Source organism: Marinovum sp. E3 (assembly GCF_055755275.1).
The window spans coordinates 2314014-2330785 of sequence record NZ_CM146908.1 but is presented as its reverse complement, the minus strand read 5'-3'; the positions used below and the strand labels follow the sequence as shown (position 1 = coordinate 2330785).

The following is a 16772-nucleotide window of genomic DNA, read 5'->3' as shown; positions in this document are numbered from 1 at the left end:
CCTTTGCGGCAATGAGACATCAGATAGAAGCCTCGATGGCGCGGTCCAGTTTATCGACCAATTCATCGAGCTGGGCCTCTTCGATGATGAAGGGCGGCGCCAGCAGCACATGGTCGCCGCGCCGGCCGTCGAGCGTGCCGGACATCGGGTAACAGATCAGCCCCTCGGCAAAGGCCGCCTTCTTGATCCTGGCCGCCAGCCCGCGCGCCGGATCGAAGGGTTCCTTGCTGTCGCGGTCCTCGACCAGCTCGATGGCGCGGAACAGCCCGCGGCCGCGGATGTCGCCGACATGCGGGTGCTGGCCGAAACGGTCGGTGAGCTTGGCATGCAGTTTCTCGCCCATCTCCTGCACCCGGGGCAGCAGCCCGCGGTCGAGGATCGCCGAGACCACCGCCTTGCCGGCCGCCGCCGCCGCCGGGTGGCCCATGTAGGTATGACCATGCTGAAAGAAGCCCGAGCCCTGGGCGATGGTGTCATAGATCTCGGCGGTGCAGAGCATGGCGCCGATCGGCTGATAGCCCGCGCCAAGCCCCTTGGCGACGCAGAGGATATCGGGGCGCACGCCATCCTGTTCACAGGCAAAGAGCGTGCCGGTCCGGCCCATGCCGCACATCACCTCGTCAAGGATCAGCAGCACGCCATGGCGGTCGCAGATTTCGCGGATGCGCTGGAAATAGCCCGGCGCGGGGGCCAGCGCGCCGGCGGTGGCGCCCACCACCGGTTCGGCCATGAAACCCATGACATTCTCCGGCCCGAGACGCTGGATTTCCGCTTCCAGCGCATCGGCAGCGCGGCGGCCGTACTCCTCGGGGCTCTCGCCCTCGTGGCGCAGCCGGTATTCGTAGCAGGGGTCGATATGGCTCACGTCGAGCAGCAGCGGCCCGAATTGCGCCCGGCGCCATTCATTGCCGCCGGCGCTGAGCGCGCCGATGGTATTGCCGTGATAGCTCTGCTTGCGGGCGATCAGCTTGCCGCGCTGCGGCTCGCCCTTTTCGACCCAATATTGCCGTGCCAGCTTGATCGCGGCTTCCGTCGCCTCGGAGCCGCCAGAGACCAGATAGACCCGGTCGATGCCTTCGGGCGCGTTTGCGATCAGCAGATCGGCCAGCTCCTCGGCCGATTCCGAGGTGAAAAATCCGGTGTGGGCAAAGGCCAGCCTGTCGAGCTGGGCCTTGACCGCCTCGACCACTTCGGTATCGCCATGACCCAGGCAGGAGACCGCTGCGCCGCCCGAGCCATCGAGATAGCGCTTTCCGTCTGCGTCGATCAGATAACACCCCTCGCCGCCAACGGCGGTGGGAAGCTTGGCTTTGCTGTGGCGGGGAAAGACATGGTTCATCGGCGGAGCTCCTGATGTGGCAACCGGGTCGGTCCGGCGCAGGGGGCGGACCCGCTCCCCGGGGTAAACCTGAAATCAGGGGCAAGCAAGGCTGGCGACGGGAAAATCCGCCGCCAGCCGGAGTTGGCTTATTCCGCCGCCAGCGCGTGCTGTTCGGCGATGGCCTCGGCCAGCGCGGCTTCGAAGATCACCATGGCTTCCTCGAGGATCGCATCCGATGCGGTCAGCGGCACCATGATGCGCAGGGCGTTGCCATGCATGCCGCAGGCCAGCAGGATCAGACCCTTGTCCAGCGCCTTGGCGATCACCGCCTTGGTCAGCGCGGCGTCGGGCGCGGCGGTGTCGAAATCGGTGACGAATTCCACCGCGATCATTGCGCCAAGGCCGCGAATGTCCCACATCCGGTAGGGCGCGACCCGGGCGCCGATCTCGGCAAAGCGGGCCTTGAACATTTCGCCCAGAGCGGTCGAGCGGGCGAGCAATCCCTCGCTTTCGATCGCCTCGATCGCCGCCAGCGCCGCGGCGCAGGCGACCGGGTTGCCGCCATAGGTGCCGCCAAGGCCGCCGGGGGCCATCGCATCCATCACCTCGGCCCGGCCGATCACACCGGCCACGGGATAGCCGCCGGCCATGGATTTGGCACAGGTGATCAGATCGGGCGCGACGCCGGAATGCTCGATCGCAAACCAGGTGCCGGTGCGGCCGAAACCGGCCTGGATCTCGTCAGAGATCAGCAGGATGCCATGCCGGTCGCAGATCGCGCGCAGGGCCTGGAACATCTCGGCCGGGACTGGATGATAGCCGCCTTCGCCGAGCACCGGTTCGAGGATGATCGCCGCCACGCGGTCGGGCTGGGCATCGGTGAGAAACAGCATCTCGAGCGCCTTGAGGCTGTCCTCGACGGTCACGCCCTGACGCGCGTCGGGGAAGGGCGCGCGGAAGATGTCGGAGGGGAAGGGGCCGACGTCTTTCTTGTAGGGGCTGATCTTGCCGGTCATGCCCAGCGTCAGCAGGGTGCGGCCGTGGTAAGAGCCGTTGAAGGCAATGACGCCGGGGCGGCCGGTATGGGCGCGGGCGATCTTGACGGCGTTCTCGACCGCCTCGGCGCCGGTGGTGACCAGCAGCGTCTTCTTGGCGAAATCACCCGGCGCCAGTTCGTTCAGCTTTTCGGCCAGCGCGACGTAAGGCTCATAGGGCACGACCTGGAACGACGTGTGGGTATAGAGGTCTTCCTGCGCCTTGGCGGCCTCGATGACCTTGGGGTGACGGTGCCCGGTGTTCAGCACGGCAATGCCGCCGGCGAAATCGATGTAGCGCTTGCCCTCGACATCCCAGAGCTCGGCATTCTCGGCACGGGCGGCAAAGACCGGCGCGGCAGAGGCGACACCGCGCGGCACCGCGGCCTCGCGACGGGCCAGAAGCGCGGCGTTGCTGCCGGTCTGCGCAACAACGGGCTTGCTGACCGGCTTGGCGGCAGATTTGGCTGCGGGTTTGGCCGCGGGCTTGCGTGCGGCGGTTTTCTTGTCCTTGTTCGCGGCCCGGCTGGCGCGCGGTTTGGTGCTGGCAGTCATGGGTCCGACCCTCCCGGTGAATGATCAATAAATTAGTACGTTGTGATCAATATTTTTGTCAATCCTGACCATCAGGCTCATCCGATGAATTTTGTAACCCTTTGGAAATTCCTATGTAAATATAGGTGAAATGCGTGTGACCGGCGGGTTTTGGCCACGAATACCGGTTGACCCCGCGCAAAATCGGCGCTTACAATTTCAAACACGCACTCAAAATAAGGCGATGCTTTGGATATCGGCGGAAGACTCAGGGCGGCGCGGGAGGCGCGCGGCATGTCGCAGCGGGAACTGGCGGCGCGCGCCGGCATGACCAATGGCGCGGTCTCGATGATCGAGCAGAACAAGACCAGCCCCTCGGTCTCGTCGCTGAAAAGCCTGCTCGACGCGGTGCAGACCCCGCTGTCGGAATTCTTTTCCGAGGTCGAGGACGCCGGTACGCCCAAGTACTTCTATACCGCCGACGAATTCATCGAGCTGTCGCCGCAGGACATGGGTTTGGGCAAGGGCGCCTCGCGGGTCTCGCTGCGCCAGTTGGGCAATGCCTCGTCGCACAGTCTTCAGGTGCTGCACGAAACCTATCCCCCCGGCGCCGACACCGGCGAGAAGATGCTTAGCCATCAGGCCGAAGAGGCCGGGGTGGTGATTGCCGGGATCATCGAGATCACGGTCGGCGATCAGGTGCGCGTACTCAACCGGGGCGACGGTTATCTGTTCGACAGCCGGCTGCCGCACAAGTTCCGCAACATCGGCGATCAGGATTGCGTCATCATCAGCGCCTGCACGCCGCCGACGTTCTGAGAATGCCCCGGAATTGCGCGCACCGCATCATAAGGAGGCAGGCTCGATTTGCGAGAGTTGAATGTGTCTGCGCCAAAGCTATGCTGATTCAACAAGAAAACTGGATTGCCCAGGGGGGGAAGCCCCTGAAACATGCGCGCCGGGCCGGGCTGGGGGACCGAAATGACCAAGTCTCGCAAGATGAACGCCGGGATGCCAGCGCGCCCGGCACCGGGCTCCGCGCCGTCCCGACCGGCCCTGATCGATCTTGCCTTGCAGTTTGCAGGAAGGCTGACAAGGTGACGGGCCAGACCACAAGACCAGCAGCGGGCGCGAGCCGGGCAGAGACCCGCCGCCACCGCCGCTCAGGGGGGAGACAGAACAACCCGGCGCTGGACATGCCCGCGCCGTGCAAGGAGAAAGAAAGCAGATGACCCCTTTCGCAATCGCCGGCGTACAGATGCATGTCGCGGCGCTGCATTCCAACGTCGAGGGCATGAAACAGCGGCTCGACGTTCTGATGGCGCGGTTTCCCTGGACCCAGATGGTGGTGTTCTCGGAGCTGGCGGCTTTTGGCCCGCTGCATCAATACGCCTTGCCGTTCCCGAATGACACGCTTCGGATGTTTCAGGACGAGGCGCGCCGCCACAAGATCTGGCTGATCCCGGGCTCGATGTTCGAAAAGGCCGAGGACGGGCGAATTTACAACACCTCGGTGGTGATCAACCCCGATGGCGAGATCATCCGCACCTATCGCAAGATGTTCCCGTTCAAGCCCTATGAGGCCGATATCTCCTCGGGGACCGATTTCTGCGTCTTCGACGTGCCGGGGGTGGGCCGCTTCGGCCTGTCGATCTGCTACGACATCTGGTTCCCGGAAACCACGCGGCAGCTTACCAGCCAGGGGGTCGAAGTGCTGTTGCACCCCGTGCTGACCGGCACCACCGACCGCGACGCCGAGATCGCCATCGCGCGGGCCACCGCGGCGCAGTTCCAGTGCTACGTGATCGACGTCAACGGCCTGGGTGCCGGCGGTGTCGGCAAGTCGCTGGTGGTCGACCCGACCGCCACGGTGCTGCACCAGTCTGCCGGGCAGGAGGACATGTTCCCGATCGAGATCGATCTCGACATGGTGCGCCGCCAGCGCGAGACCGGGCTGAAAGGACTGGGCCAGGTGCTCAAGAGCTTCCGTGACCGCGAGGCGGATTTTTCGGTCTATGACCGCAGCAGCGGCACCGACGCCTATCTGAAGACGCTGGGGCCGCTGGCCATTCCGCAACAGGGGTCACAGGCCGGGGTGAACACGGCCGATCCGCGCAGCGCGCTGGGGCGCGAGCCGCAGGACTACAAACCAGAGGACAACCTGCCGATCTTCAAGAGGGTGTCCGGCACCGGCTGACCGGGGCCTCCGAGGGGATGGCAGAACAACACGCAGCGCCGCAAAAGGCGCCAACAGGGAGAACGGAATGAACGTACCTGCAAGTGAAAAGGGTCTGCCATCGATCGGAGATTATTACAGTGCCACGCAGCTGCGGGCCGACCGTTGGAGCGCGCTGCGCGAATGCGTGGAGTCTCTGCGGCTCAAGGGCGTCGACGGCCGCTCCGGGCAGCGGCTGGTGCAGACCGCGGAAAAGCTGTTCCAGTCGCTCGCGCCGATCGAGAGTTACTGGGCCTTTCCCGGCCACGCGGCCTTTGAACACCTGCGCCGCCTGCTCGAGACGCGTAATATCGACGATCTGTCGATCTCGGTGCGGCGGGTGGCGCGGGCGCTGACCTCGGGCGCCTATCGCCGCCGACACATTCCGCTGGGCGCCGACGAGATCGACAGCGAGGACTACGAAGACGAAAGCGCGATCTCGCCCGAGGCGCGGGCGCTGGGGCGACCCTATTTCGAGGTGATGATCGTCGACAGCGTCAACGAACATCAGGAGCGGTTCCTGCGCAACGCGTTGCACCGCGCCCGCCGGCCCGAGGATCCGTTCCATTACGAGCCGGTGGTGGTGCCCTCGGTCGAGGACGCGCTGATCGGCATCCTGTTCAACCACAATGTCCAGGCCGTGGTGGTCCGCCCCGGGCTCGTGCTGAAATCGCACAACGAACTGCCGCTGCTGAAGAAATACCTCGACACGCTGGGCACCGAAGGCGAGGTCGAGCATATCACGCCCAGCGAATACGGGCCGGAGGCCTGCCGGCTGATCGCGCGGATGCGGCCCGAACTCGATGCCTATCTGGTGACCGACCGGTCGGCCGAAGAGATAGCCGGCCTCGATCTGGGGCGCTGCCGGCGGGTGTTCTACAACCAGGAAGATTTCATGGAGCTGCACCTCAACATCCTTCGGGGTGTCGGCGCCCGCTTCAAGACGCCGTTCTTTACCGCGCTCAAGGAATATTCCCGCCAGCCCACTGGCGTGTTCCACGCCATGCCGATCAGCCGGGGCAAATCGATCACCCGGTCGCATTGGATCCAGGACATGGGCGCCTTTTATGGCCCCAACATCTTTCTCGCCGAGACCTCGGCCACTTCGGGCGGGCTCGACAGCCTGCTGGAACCGCGCGGCCCGATCAAGGAAGCGCAGGACATGGCGGCACGGGCCTTCGGCTCGAAACAGACGTTCTTTGCCACCAATGGCACCTCGACCTGCAACAAGATCGTGGTGCAGGCGCTGTGCAAGCCCGGCGACATCGTGCTGGTCGACCGCGACTGCCACAAGTCGCACCATTACGGCATGGTGCTGGCCGGCGCGCATGTGGTCTACATGGACAGCTATCCGTTGCATCAATACTCGATGTACGGCGCCGTGCCGCTGCGCGAGATCAAGCATCAGCTGCTGAAACTCAAGGCGGCGGGCAAGCTCGACAAGGTGCGCATGGTGCTGCTCACCAACTGCACCTTCGACGGCATCGTCTACAACGTGCAGCGGGTGATGGAGGAATGTCTCGCCATCAAGAGGGATCTGATCTTTCTTTGGGACGAGGCCTGGTTCGCCTTTGCCCGGTTCAACCCGACCTACCGCCAGCGCACCGCGATGGACGTGGCCAACACCCTGCGCGAATGCCTGCGCACGCCGGAAACGGCGGAGGCCTGGGAAAAGCAGCAGAAAGAGCTGGAGGGCGCGGATGACGAAACCATCCTGAACACGAGGCTGGTGCCGCCGCCGGATGCCCGGGTGCGGGCCTATGGCACCCAGTCGACGCACAAGACGCTGACCTCGCTGCGGCAGGGGTCGATGATCCATGTCAACGATCAGGACTTCAAGGGCGAGGTGGAGCAGGCCTTCCACGAGGCCTATATGACCCATACCTCGACCTCGCCGAACTATCAGATCATTGCCTCGCTCGACGTCGGCCGCAGGCAGGTCGAGCTCGAGGGGTTCGAGTTCACCCAGCGGCAGGTCGAAAGCGCCATGTCGATCCGGCGGGCGATTGCCACCCACCCGCTGTTGTTGAAGTATTTCAAGGTGATCACCGCCGGCGACATGATCCCCGAGGAATACCGCGAAAGCGGCGTGTCCAGCTACTACGAGACCGATCAGGGCTGGACCGACATTGCCAATTCCTGGACCACCGACGAATTCGTGCTCGATCCGACGCGGGTGACGCTGGCGGTGGGCGGCACCGGCTGGGACGGCGATACCTTCAAGACCAAGATCCTGATGGACAAATACGGCATCCAGATCAACAAGACCTCGCGCAACACCGTGCTGTTCATGACCAATATCGGCACCACGCGCAGCTCGGTCGCCTATCTGATCGAGGTGCTGGTGGAGATCGCCAAGGAGCTGGACGAGCTGCTCGACGACGCCTCCAAGATGGAAAAGCGCTCGTTCGAGAACCGGGTCTCGGCGCTGGTCGAACATGTGCCGCCGCTGCCGGATTTCAGCCATTTCCATCCGGCGTTCCGCTATGGCGACGACACCCCCGAGGGCGACATCCGCGCCGCCTTTTTCCTCGCCTACGACGAGGAGAAATGCGACTACATCCCGCTGGACGACAAGTTGCAGACCCGGCTCGAGGATGGCGAGGAGCTGGTCTCGACCTCCTTCATCATCCCCTATCCGCCGGGCTTTCCGATCCTGGTGCCGGGGCAGGTGATCAGCCCGGAAATCCTCAGCTTCATGCGGGCGCTCGACGTCAGCGAGATCCATGGCTTCCGCGCCGATCTGGGGCTTCGGGTGTTCACCAAGGAGGCGCTGAAAGGCTTTTCCTGTAGAGAGCCATGAGCACGAAGAGGAGCGATCGATGGCCAGAAAGACCCTGCGCAACATCTCCGAGATCCGGCGCCACTTTCACACCAATTCCGATCCGGTCTATTTCGTCTCGGCGACGAATTTCAACCTGCTCGGGCTCGACGAATGGGTGCGGAATTTCAAGTACATCTGCTACATGGATTGCTTTGACGGGCGGCACCCGAACGTTCTGGTGCCCTCCGACATGCCGCATGACGAGTTCCAGTCGATCGAGGACATCAACAACTATCTGCTGCAACACAAGCAGGTGGTGGATTACGTCAAGGCGCGCGGCGGCAAGCCGAAGTTTGCCTTTCTGATGTTCGACGAGACCACCGAGCGGCTGGTCAGGGAGCTGGGCGGCGAGCTTTGGTTCCCCAAGGCCAAGCTGCGCAGCGCGATGGACAACAAGATCGAGACCGTGCGCATCGGCAACAAGGCGGGGGTGCCCTCGGTGCCCAACACGCTGGCCGAGGTGGAAAGCTACGCCCAGCTGCGCGAGATCTGCGCGGCGGCCGGGCTGGGCGTTGATCTGGTGCTGCAATCGGCCTATGGCGACAGCGGGCATACCACCTTCTTCATCGCCTCGGAGGCCGATTTCCGCCGCCATGAACATGAGATTGTCGGCCAGGGCGAGATCAAGATCATGAAACGGATCGATTGTCGTGGCTCGGCCATCGAGGCCTGCGCCACGGCCGAGGGCACCATCGTCGGCCCGCTGATGACCGAATTGGTCGGGTTCAAAGACCTTACGCCCTATCGCGGCGGCTGGTGTGGCAACGAGATCTTTGCCACCGCCTTTCCCCCGAAGACCCGACAGAAGGCGCGCGAGCTGACCTATCGGTTTGGCGAACAGCTTCGGAAAGAGGGCTATCGCGGCTATTTCGAGCTGGACTTCCTGATCGACCGCAAGACCGGCGACATCTGGCTGGGCGAGCTCAACCCGCGCATCACCGGCGCCAGTTCGATGACAAATCACGCCGCCTTTGCCCATGCGGATGCGCCGCTCTTTCTGTTTCACCTGCTGGAGTTCTCGAAGAAGCCCTTCGAGATCGATGTCGAAGAGCTCAATGCTCGCTGGTCCGATCCCGAAATGATCGACAGTTGGTCGCAGATGGTCATCAAGCACACCGATGACAGCGTCGACATCATCACCGAGGCGCCGCAATCGGGCATCTACCGGATGCGCGCCGATGGCACGGTGGAATTTGCCCGTTTCGACTATCACCGCCGCGCGGTCGAGAGCGAGGACGAGGCGTTTTTCCTGCGTATCCTCAAGCCCGGCGATTACCGGTACGAGGGCGCCGACCTGGGCATTCTGGTGACGCGGGGCCGCTCGATGACCAAGGGCTTCGCGCTGACCGAGCGGTCGAAACAATGGATCGCCGGGATCAAGGCGGCCTATCGCGCGCGGCCCTTGCCGGCGGCGCAGGTGCTGGGCGATCCGGCGTTCAAGATGCTGTAGGGCCGGCGCGTGTGACCATGCTTTTCCGCGCCATCGCCGAAGACAGGCCCGGGCCGAAATGGGCCGAGCTGTTCGCGCAGTACTGGCCGGCCTATCACCAATGGTGGGCGCGCGAGGGGCTGACGGCACGGCCGACCTATCTGGAATGCCGCAAGGCGATCCGCAAGCACATGCCGGAGATCGCGCAGCTCTGGGAGGAGCTTTGCGATCTGGCCGGCGGCGGCGATGCGGCGGCGCGGTTTCTGAGCTTCTACGGCCCGCCGCCCTATCTCTCGGCCTGTTCGCAGGCGATCTGGCAGGGCGACGCGCCGCTCTTGGTGCGCAATTACGATTACGCGCCGCTGGCCTTCGATGCGGTGGTGCTCAAGACCGGCTGGCAGGGCCGGGGGGTGATCGGCATGACCGACGGGCTGTTCGGGCTGGTCGATGGCATCAACGATGCCGGTCTTGCGGTCTCGCTCACCTTTGGCGGGCGGCGCAACACCGGGCGCGGCTTCGGTGTGCCGCTGATCCTGCGCTATGTGCTCCAGACCTGCACCAGCACCGAAGAGGCCGGCGCCGCGCTGGCGCGAATTCCCTGCCACATGAGTTACAATGTCACCGTGCTCGATGCCGGGCGGCAGTTCCTGACCGCCTATCTCGCGCCCGACCGCAAACCGGTGCTGAGCCATGCGGCGGTGGCCACCAACCATCAGGAGCGGGTCGAATGGTCGTCGCATGCGCGGTTTACCGCCACCGTCGAGCGCGAGCGCTTTCTGTTGCAACAGCTCAGCCTGCATCCGACCACCGATGACCGGTTTGTCGCGGCCTTCCTGCGGCCGCCGCTCTATTCCACCGCGTTCACCGCCGGTTTCGGCACGCTTTATACCGCCGCCTATCGCCCGCGCGAGGGCCGGCTGGAACTGCACTGGCCGCACCGGCGCTGGGTCAAGAGCTTTGACCATTTCGCGGAGGACAGTGTGCAGGTGGTGATCCCGGAGGGCGGCGGGCTCTAGACGGGCCGGGGCGCGGCAGGGCAGGCGGCGTTCCTGTCATACGCTGTGCCGCTGCCGCACAGGCCATGTCGTTTCCTGCAACGATAATTCGCAATCATCCCCATCCGATGCGCCGGTCTGCGCCAGTCTTCCTGCAAAGGAGATCTGCCATGACCGCCACCACTGCCAAGCCCCGGATGCGGGCCGGGGGCCGCGCCGCCCGCCGCAGCCTGCGCAGCACCCGCGATGTCACCATGCTGCCCGGACTGACCAACCGGTTGCCGCTCTGCGAGGTGATGGAGGGCGCCCAGGTCGCGCAGATCGACGCCGCGTCGATGGATATCCTCGAAAACGTCGGCGTGGTGTTCCGCGATTCTGTGGCGCTGGCCGACTGGCGCCGGGCGGGGGCCAAGGTAGTGGGCGAGCGGGTCTATCTCGACCGGGGGCTGGTGCGCGGGCTGATCGCCTCGATCCCGTCCGAGATCACCTATCACGCCCGCAACCCGGCGAACACCGTCGCGCTGGGCGGGCGTCAGGCGGTGTTCGTGCCAATGACCGGCGCGCCGTACCTGCGCGACCTCGACGACCGGCGCCGCAACCCGACGCTGGCCGATCTGGCGATGTTCCACAAGCTCAGCCACATGAGCCCGGCGTTGCATTCCACCGCGCATCACATCGTCGAACCCTACGACCACCCGATCAGCCAGCGCCACCTGCGGATCACCTATTCCTCGATGAAACATTCCGACAAGATGTTCATGGGCATGACCACCAGCCCCAGGAACGCCGAGGACGTGATGGAGATGTGCGCCCTGCTGTTCGGCGCGGAGTTTCTTGAACACCACGCCGTCACCACCGGCAATTGCAATGGCAATTCGCCACTGGTCTGGGACGAGACCATGCTGGGCGCGATGCGCGCCTTCTGCCGCCGCAACCAGCCGGTGCTCTGTTCGCCCTTCGTGCTGGGCGGGGCCAATACGCCGGCCTCGGTGCCGGCCACGGTGGCGCAGCTCAATGCCGAGGCGCTGTCGGCGCTGGCCTATACCCAGGTGATCCGCAAGGGCTGCCCGGCGATCTATGGCCATTACCTCTCGACCGTCAGCATGAAGAGCGGCGCGCCGATGGCGGGCACGCCCGAGATCAACTTGATGAACTTCATGATCGGCCAGATGGCGCGTTTCTACGGCGTGCCCTGGCGGACGTCGAGCGCGCTGGGCGGGGCCAAGACCTTTGATGCCCAGGCCGGCTATGAAAGCGCCACGACGCTTTCGGCGGTGCTGCATTCCGGGGCCAATTACATCTGGCATTCGGCTGGCTGGAACGAGGCAGGGATGCATTGTTCGGTGGCGAAATTCATTGTCGATGCCGAGCAATGCGCCATGGCCTACCGCATGGCCGAAGGGCCGAAATGGGGCGATTTCGACGCCGCGCTGGCGGCGGTGGCCGATGTCGGGCCGGGCGGGCATTACCTGGGCCATCCACACACTCAGGAAAATTTCCAGACCGCCTATTTCATGCCGGAGCTCTTCGACAACAATTCGATCGAGCAATGGGTGGCGGATGGCTCCAAGGAGATCACCGCGCGGGCGCTGGAACATGCGCGCAAGCTCCTGGCGGAGTACCAGGAGCCGCGGCTCGACCTGGCCAGGAACGAGGCGCTGCTGGACTACATCGCGCGCCGCGAGCGTGAGATCCCGGCGGCGGATGCGCTGAACCAGGAGTATTGAGGCGTGGCGTCCCCGGCCGCGCGGCCCCGGGGCAGGCCCGGGGCGGGTGGGGCGAGGCTGCGGCCCCTGCCTCCCGGCTGCGGCCCCTGCCTCCCGTCTCGGCCGCCGCGCCGGGGCCTCGCGGGCCCCTGCCTATTCCGCCCGCGCGCGCCACTCCCGGAGCCGCAGCAGCGCATTGGCGCCAAGCTGGCGCAAGGGTTGCGGCGGCAGGCGGCGTGGCGCGGCTTCGGTGGCAAAGAAATCGGTGAGCGGGCTCGGCACGCCGGCGGCCAGTTCGGCGGCGGCAATGCCGGTCAGGGTGCCGCGCGCGGTGCCAAGACCGTTCTGCACGCAGCCCGAGACCAGCCCCGCCTCGATCTCGCGGGTCACCGAGACGCCGTTGAGGCTGAGGCAGAGCGGCCCGGCCCAGGCGTGTTCCATCCGAAGGCCGGCCAGTTGCGGAAAGCGCTGGGCGAACTTGCGCCGCATGACCGCCGCCGCGCGGGCGAGATCGCGGCGGCGGGGCCGCATGTCGGGGCGCAGCGTGGCGCAGCTGCGCAGGAGCAGGCGATTGCCGCCCTGGCCGCTGTCGATCCGGCGCACCGTGGTGCCCATCGGATCGGCCGGGGTGATGCCCCAGCGTGGCGCGCCGCCAAGGCGGGCCAGGGTCTCGGCGTCCAGCTCGGGCGTCATCACGGCATAGAGAAAGAGCTGCATCAGCCGGCCGCGCGCCACGCCGAAGCTTTCGAGATGGCCGTTGACGGTGAGAATGACCCGCGCGGTGCTCACCCGGCCGCCCGGCGTCGTCACCTGCCAGCCGGGGCCCTGCCGGGTGAGGGCCCGGGCCGGGCTCGCCTCGTGGATCATCACGCCGGCCGCGCGCAGGCCCCGGGCCAATCCGCGGATATAGCCGGCCGGTTGCAGCATCACCGTGCCCGGCGAAAACAGCCCCGAGCGGCAATGCGGAGATCCGGTCAACGCCCGCATCTCCTGGGCATCGAGTTTTTCGCAGTGCTCGCCAAGCGCGGCGAGGTGGCGGGCATAGCTGTCGTTGTGGGCCTGGGCCGCGGCGCTGGCGGCGCCGTTGATCTTGCCGGCGGGGTCAAAGAAGTTGCGGTCGATGCCGTATTCCTCGACCGCCTCGGCGGCAAAGCCGATGGCCTGACGGTTGCGGGCGATCCAGGCCCGGTCATCGCCGGCTCCGGCGTAATCGGCGGATTGCAGGTCATGCGGCAGATCGATCATGAAGCCCGAGTTGCGCCCTGCCGCGCCTTCGGCCAGGCGCCCGGCCTCGAGCACCAGGATCCGCGCGCCGGGCTGAAGCTGGGTCAGCCGCCGCGCCGCCGAGAGCCCGGCAAAACCGGCGCCGACCACGACAAAATCCGCCGTGGTGTCACGCTCGAGAGGCTGCACCGCAGGCGCGGCGGGCAAGAGGGCGTTCCAGGCCGCCGGGCCAAGCTGAACCGGCAGCCGGCGGGCCCGGTACCCGGTCACCCTATGGCCTCGTCCGCATCATCGGCGAGATCGATCCAGATCGTCTTGAGCTGTGTGTATTGGTCATGGGCGTGGATGCCGTTGTCGCGCCCGCCAAAGCCCGATTGCTTGTGGCCGCCAAACGGCGTGGTGATGTCGCCCTCGCCAAAGCTGTTGACCGTCACCGTGCCCGCGCGCAGCATTCGCGCGCCGCGGATGGCGCGTTTGGCATTGGCGGTAAAGAGCGCGGCGGCAAGGCCATAGTCGGTGTCATTGGCGGTCTGGATCGCCTCGTCGAAACTGGCCACGGTGATCACCGAGAGCACCGGGCCGAAGATTTCCTCGCGCGCCAGCGCCACGTCGTTGCCCGGCACCTCGATCACCGTCGCGGCGACGCGGCCGTCGGCCGCGGTGCCGCCCAGCAGCACCGGCCCGGCCTGGTCCAGATAGCCGCGAACCTTGTCGTAATGCGCCTGCGACACCAGCGGGCCGAGCCGTACCTCGGGGTCGAGCGGGTCGCCGGTGTTCCAGGCGCGCGAGTGATGGCCGATGCGGTCGAGCAGGGCCGCCTTGACGTCGCGGTGCACGATGAGCCGAGAGCTGGCCGAGCAATTCTCGCCCATGTTCCAGAAGGCGCCATTGACCACATGCGCCGCCACCCGATCGAGGTTCTCGGCGTCCTCCAGCACGATCGCGGGGTTCTTGCCGCCCATCTCGAGCACGACTTCCTTGGCGTTCGAGTCCGCCGCATAAGACAGAAAGCGCTTGCCGGTGGCGGTGGAGCCGGTGAAGGACACCATGTCGATATCCATGTGCCGCCCGATCGGTTCGCCGACCTCGGGGCCGGAGCCGGGCAGCACGTTGAGCACGCCGCGCGGCAGCCCGGCCTCGGCGGCCAGTTCCGCCAGGCGCAGCGCCGTGAGCGAGGTTTCCTCGGCGGGTTTGACCACCAGCGAACAGCCGGCCGCCAGGGCCGGTGCGATCTTCCAGGCCATCATCAGCAGCGGAAAGTTCCACGGCAGCACCAGCCCGACCACGCCCACCGGCTCGCGCACCACCATGGCGATGTGATCGTCCGAGGCGGGGGCGACCTGATCATAGATCTTGTCGATCAGCTCGGCGTGCCAGGTCAGGCAGTTGATGGTTTCGGGCAGGTCGACGGTCTCGCAATCGAGGATCGTCTTGCCGCTGTCGAGGCTTTCCATCACCGCCAGCTCGCGGGCCTCGCGGGTCATCAGCCTGGCCAGCCGGATGAGCACCGCCTTGCGCTCCGACGGATGCAGCCGCGACCAGCGGCCATCCTCAAAGGCATCGCGCGCCCTGGCGACGGCAAGGTCCACGTCGGGCGCGGCGCAGGCGGCGACCTGCGCCAGCTCTTCGCCGGTGGCCGGGTTGATGCTGGCAAAGGTGCGCCCCGAAAGCGCCGGGCGAAAGCCGCCGTCGATAAAGGCCATGCAGGGCAGATCGAGACCGCGCGCGATCCCCCGGTACTCGTCTTTAGTCAGCAAGCTCATGTCTCAGCCCTCCGCCCGGATATCGGCAATCGTCCGTTTCAGCACCCGCACCACTTGGTCGAGCGCGCGTTTGTCATCCTTGTTCAGCGCCTTCAGCGGCGGGCGAACCACCGCGCAGTCGACGCGGGTCATGGTTACCCCGTGCTTGATGGTCTGGATGAATTTGCCACCCTGTTCGAGCACCCGCATCAGCGGCATCATCGCCGACATGATGCGGCGGCCTTTGGCGAAATCGCCCTCGCGCACGCAGGCCTCGTAAAGCGCCACATGCTCGGCCGGCAGGAAGTTGGATCCGCCGCAGACCCAGAAGGGCGCGCCCCAGGCAAAGAACTCCAGCGCCTGATCGTCCATGCCGCAGCCAAGCTGGATATGCGGGTAATCGCGGGCCAGAAGATGCACGCGGTTGATATCGCCGGAGCTTTCCTTGATGCCGCAGAAATTGCGCGAGCGGCCGACCCGGTCGAGAAAGTCCTCGCCCATCATCGTGCCGGTGCGGTGCGGGTAGTTGTACAGCATGATCGGCAGGTCCGCCGCCCGGTCGATGGCCAGCGCGTTGAGCGCGTTTTCGCGGTCGGTCGGCACCGCATAGGGCGGCGAGGCCAGCAGGATGGCATCGGCGTCCATCTCACGCGCCGCATGGGCCAGCGCCAGCGACTCGGCGGTCAGCATGGCACCGGTGCCGATCACCACCGGCACCCGGCCGGCCGTCTTGTCGACGGTGAAGCGCGCGATCTCGATGCGTTCGTCCAGGGTCTGGGCATAATTCTCGCCGGTGGAGCCGCCCGAGATCAGCCCGTGGACGCCCTCGCCGATCAGCCAGTCGATCACCGCTTCGAGCGCGTCCCAGCGGACCGAGAAATCGGCGGCAAACGGCGTGACGACGGGGGTGTAGATACCGTCAAAGCGGAAACGTGGGGTCATGTCTGTCCTATCCGGTTGTCGTCCTGGGAAGCGCGCCGAGCGGCAGGTCGAGGCCGTCGGGCATCACGAAAAGCTCGATCTGGCCCCGCGACAGGTTCCAATGCGCCTCGGCCAGCTGTCCGGCGCGGTCCTCGTCGCCGGCCTCGATGGCGGTGATGATCTCTTCGTGCTGGCGGCTGGCGGCGTCGAGATTGTCGGTCATCTCGGCGGTGCGCGGGCGATAGAAGGTGGTGCCGATGCGGGCATGGTCGATCAGCAGCCGGTGGAACGACGGCAACAGATAGATGTTGCCCGCCATCTCGCCGGTGATCTCGTGAAAGCGGTTGTTGGCCAGCGCCCGGTCGATGGCACTGCCCTGGCGCAGGGTGGCGCGAAAACGCTCCTGCGCCGTCTTCAGCGCGGCGATCTGGCCGGGCCGGGCGTTGCCGGCGGCCAGCCGCAGCACCGCGCCATAGATCATCGGCGCGGCGACAAAGAAATCGCGCAGTGTGGCAAAGGACATGTCGGTCACCCGCGCGCCGCGGTTCTCGCGCAATACGACAAAGCCCTCGCCGGCCAGCTGCCGCAGCACTTCGCGCAGCGGTGTGCGCGACAGCGCGAACTCGGCCGAGAGCCGCGCCTCGTCGATATCGTGACCGGGGGGCAGGCGGGTCGAGAGGATCTCCATGCGCAGATGCTCGTAGAGCATCGCCTTGGTGGTCTTGGTATCGGCGGCCATCGGCATCCTCGGGCTCTTGCGGAATTTCGGGCGAATCCGCCCTCTGACCAAGTTTATACACATTGTATAATGTTGTGCGACATGTAAA

Annotated in this window: 12 protein-coding genes; 6 read left to right on the top strand and 6 right to left on the bottom strand. The window is 65.8% G+C overall.

Annotated features, from left to right (window positions below; translation table 11 throughout):
- Positions 1-19: 19 nt before the first annotated feature.
- Together AC0J5K_RS11380 and gabT are read right to left on the bottom strand one after the other, a co-directional pair.
- On the bottom strand, positions 20-1339 hold the full coding sequence (locus AC0J5K_RS11380) for an aspartate aminotransferase family protein (RefSeq protein ID WP_274562786.1): 1320 nt from the start codon (positions 1337-1339) through the stop codon (positions 20-22).
- Positions 1340-1467: 128 nt separating this feature from the next.
- Positions 1468-2910 carry a 4-aminobutyrate--2-oxoglutarate transaminase gene (gene gabT, locus AC0J5K_RS11375; RefSeq protein ID WP_274562788.1) on the bottom strand — a complete coding sequence of 481 codons (1443 nt, stop codon included), beginning with the start codon at positions 2908-2910 and terminating at the stop codon, positions 1468-1470.
- A gap of 273 nt (positions 2911-3183) precedes the next feature.
- Between gabT and AC0J5K_RS11370 the strand changes: the two genes are divergently transcribed.
- The 6 genes from AC0J5K_RS11370 to AC0J5K_RS11345 all read left to right on the top strand — a co-directional run bounded on the left by AC0J5K_RS11370 (position 3184) and on the right by AC0J5K_RS11345 (position 12079).
- On the top strand, positions 3184-3708 hold the full coding sequence (locus AC0J5K_RS11370; RefSeq protein WP_244526427.1) for a cupin domain-containing protein: 525 nt from the start codon (positions 3184-3186) through the stop codon (positions 3706-3708).
- A 409-nt stretch (positions 3709-4117) separates the two neighbouring features.
- Positions 4118-5086 (top strand): carbon-nitrogen hydrolase family protein, encoded by a 969-nt coding sequence (locus tag AC0J5K_RS11365; protein ID WP_048530731.1) that lies wholly within the window; start codon positions 4118-4120, stop codon positions 5084-5086.
- A gap of 67 nt (positions 5087-5153) precedes the next feature.
- Complete coding sequence (locus AC0J5K_RS11360) at positions 5154-7907, top strand: aminotransferase class I/II-fold pyridoxal phosphate-dependent enzyme (protein WP_048530733.1); 2754 nt, start codon at positions 5154-5156, stop codon at positions 7905-7907.
- Between the two features lie 19 nt (positions 7908-7926).
- Positions 7927-9378 (top strand): biotin carboxylase, encoded by a 1452-nt coding sequence (locus AC0J5K_RS11355; protein WP_473009707.1) that lies wholly within the window; start codon positions 7927-7929, stop codon positions 9376-9378.
- 17 nt (positions 9379-9395) lie between these two features.
- Positions 9396-10373: a C45 family autoproteolytic acyltransferase/hydolase gene (locus AC0J5K_RS11350; RefSeq protein ID WP_274563216.1), complete on the top strand. Its 978-nt coding sequence runs from the start codon at positions 9396-9398 to the stop codon at positions 10371-10373.
- Between the two features lie 149 nt (positions 10374-10522).
- On the top strand, positions 10523-12079 hold the full coding sequence (locus tag AC0J5K_RS11345) for a trimethylamine methyltransferase family protein (protein ID WP_274562793.1): 1557 nt from the start codon (positions 10523-10525) through the stop codon (positions 12077-12079).
- Between the two features lie 132 nt (positions 12080-12211).
- Here AC0J5K_RS11345 and AC0J5K_RS11340 read toward each other — a convergent pair whose 3' ends face one another.
- From AC0J5K_RS11340 to AC0J5K_RS11325, 4 genes are read right to left on the bottom strand one after another with little or no spacing between them, the layout of a single operon-like run.
- Positions 12212-13552: an NAD(P)/FAD-dependent oxidoreductase gene (locus tag AC0J5K_RS11340; protein WP_274562795.1), complete on the bottom strand. Its 1341-nt coding sequence runs from the start codon at positions 13550-13552 to the stop codon at positions 12212-12214.
- Positions 13549-15045: an aldehyde dehydrogenase gene (locus tag AC0J5K_RS11335; protein WP_074835250.1), complete on the bottom strand. Its 1497-nt coding sequence runs from the start codon at positions 15043-15045 to the stop codon at positions 13549-13551. The genes AC0J5K_RS11340 and AC0J5K_RS11335 overlap by 4 nt, the downstream gene beginning before the upstream one ends.
- A gap of 3 nt (positions 15046-15048) precedes the next feature.
- Complete coding sequence (locus AC0J5K_RS11330; RefSeq protein WP_274562798.1) at positions 15049-15966, bottom strand: dihydrodipicolinate synthase family protein; 918 nt, start codon at positions 15964-15966, stop codon at positions 15049-15051.
- Positions 15967-15973: 7 nt separating this feature from the next.
- Positions 15974-16684 (bottom strand): GntR family transcriptional regulator, encoded by a 711-nt coding sequence (locus AC0J5K_RS11325; protein WP_274562800.1) that lies wholly within the window; start codon positions 16682-16684, stop codon positions 15974-15976.
- Positions 16685-16772 lie beyond the last annotated feature (88 nt).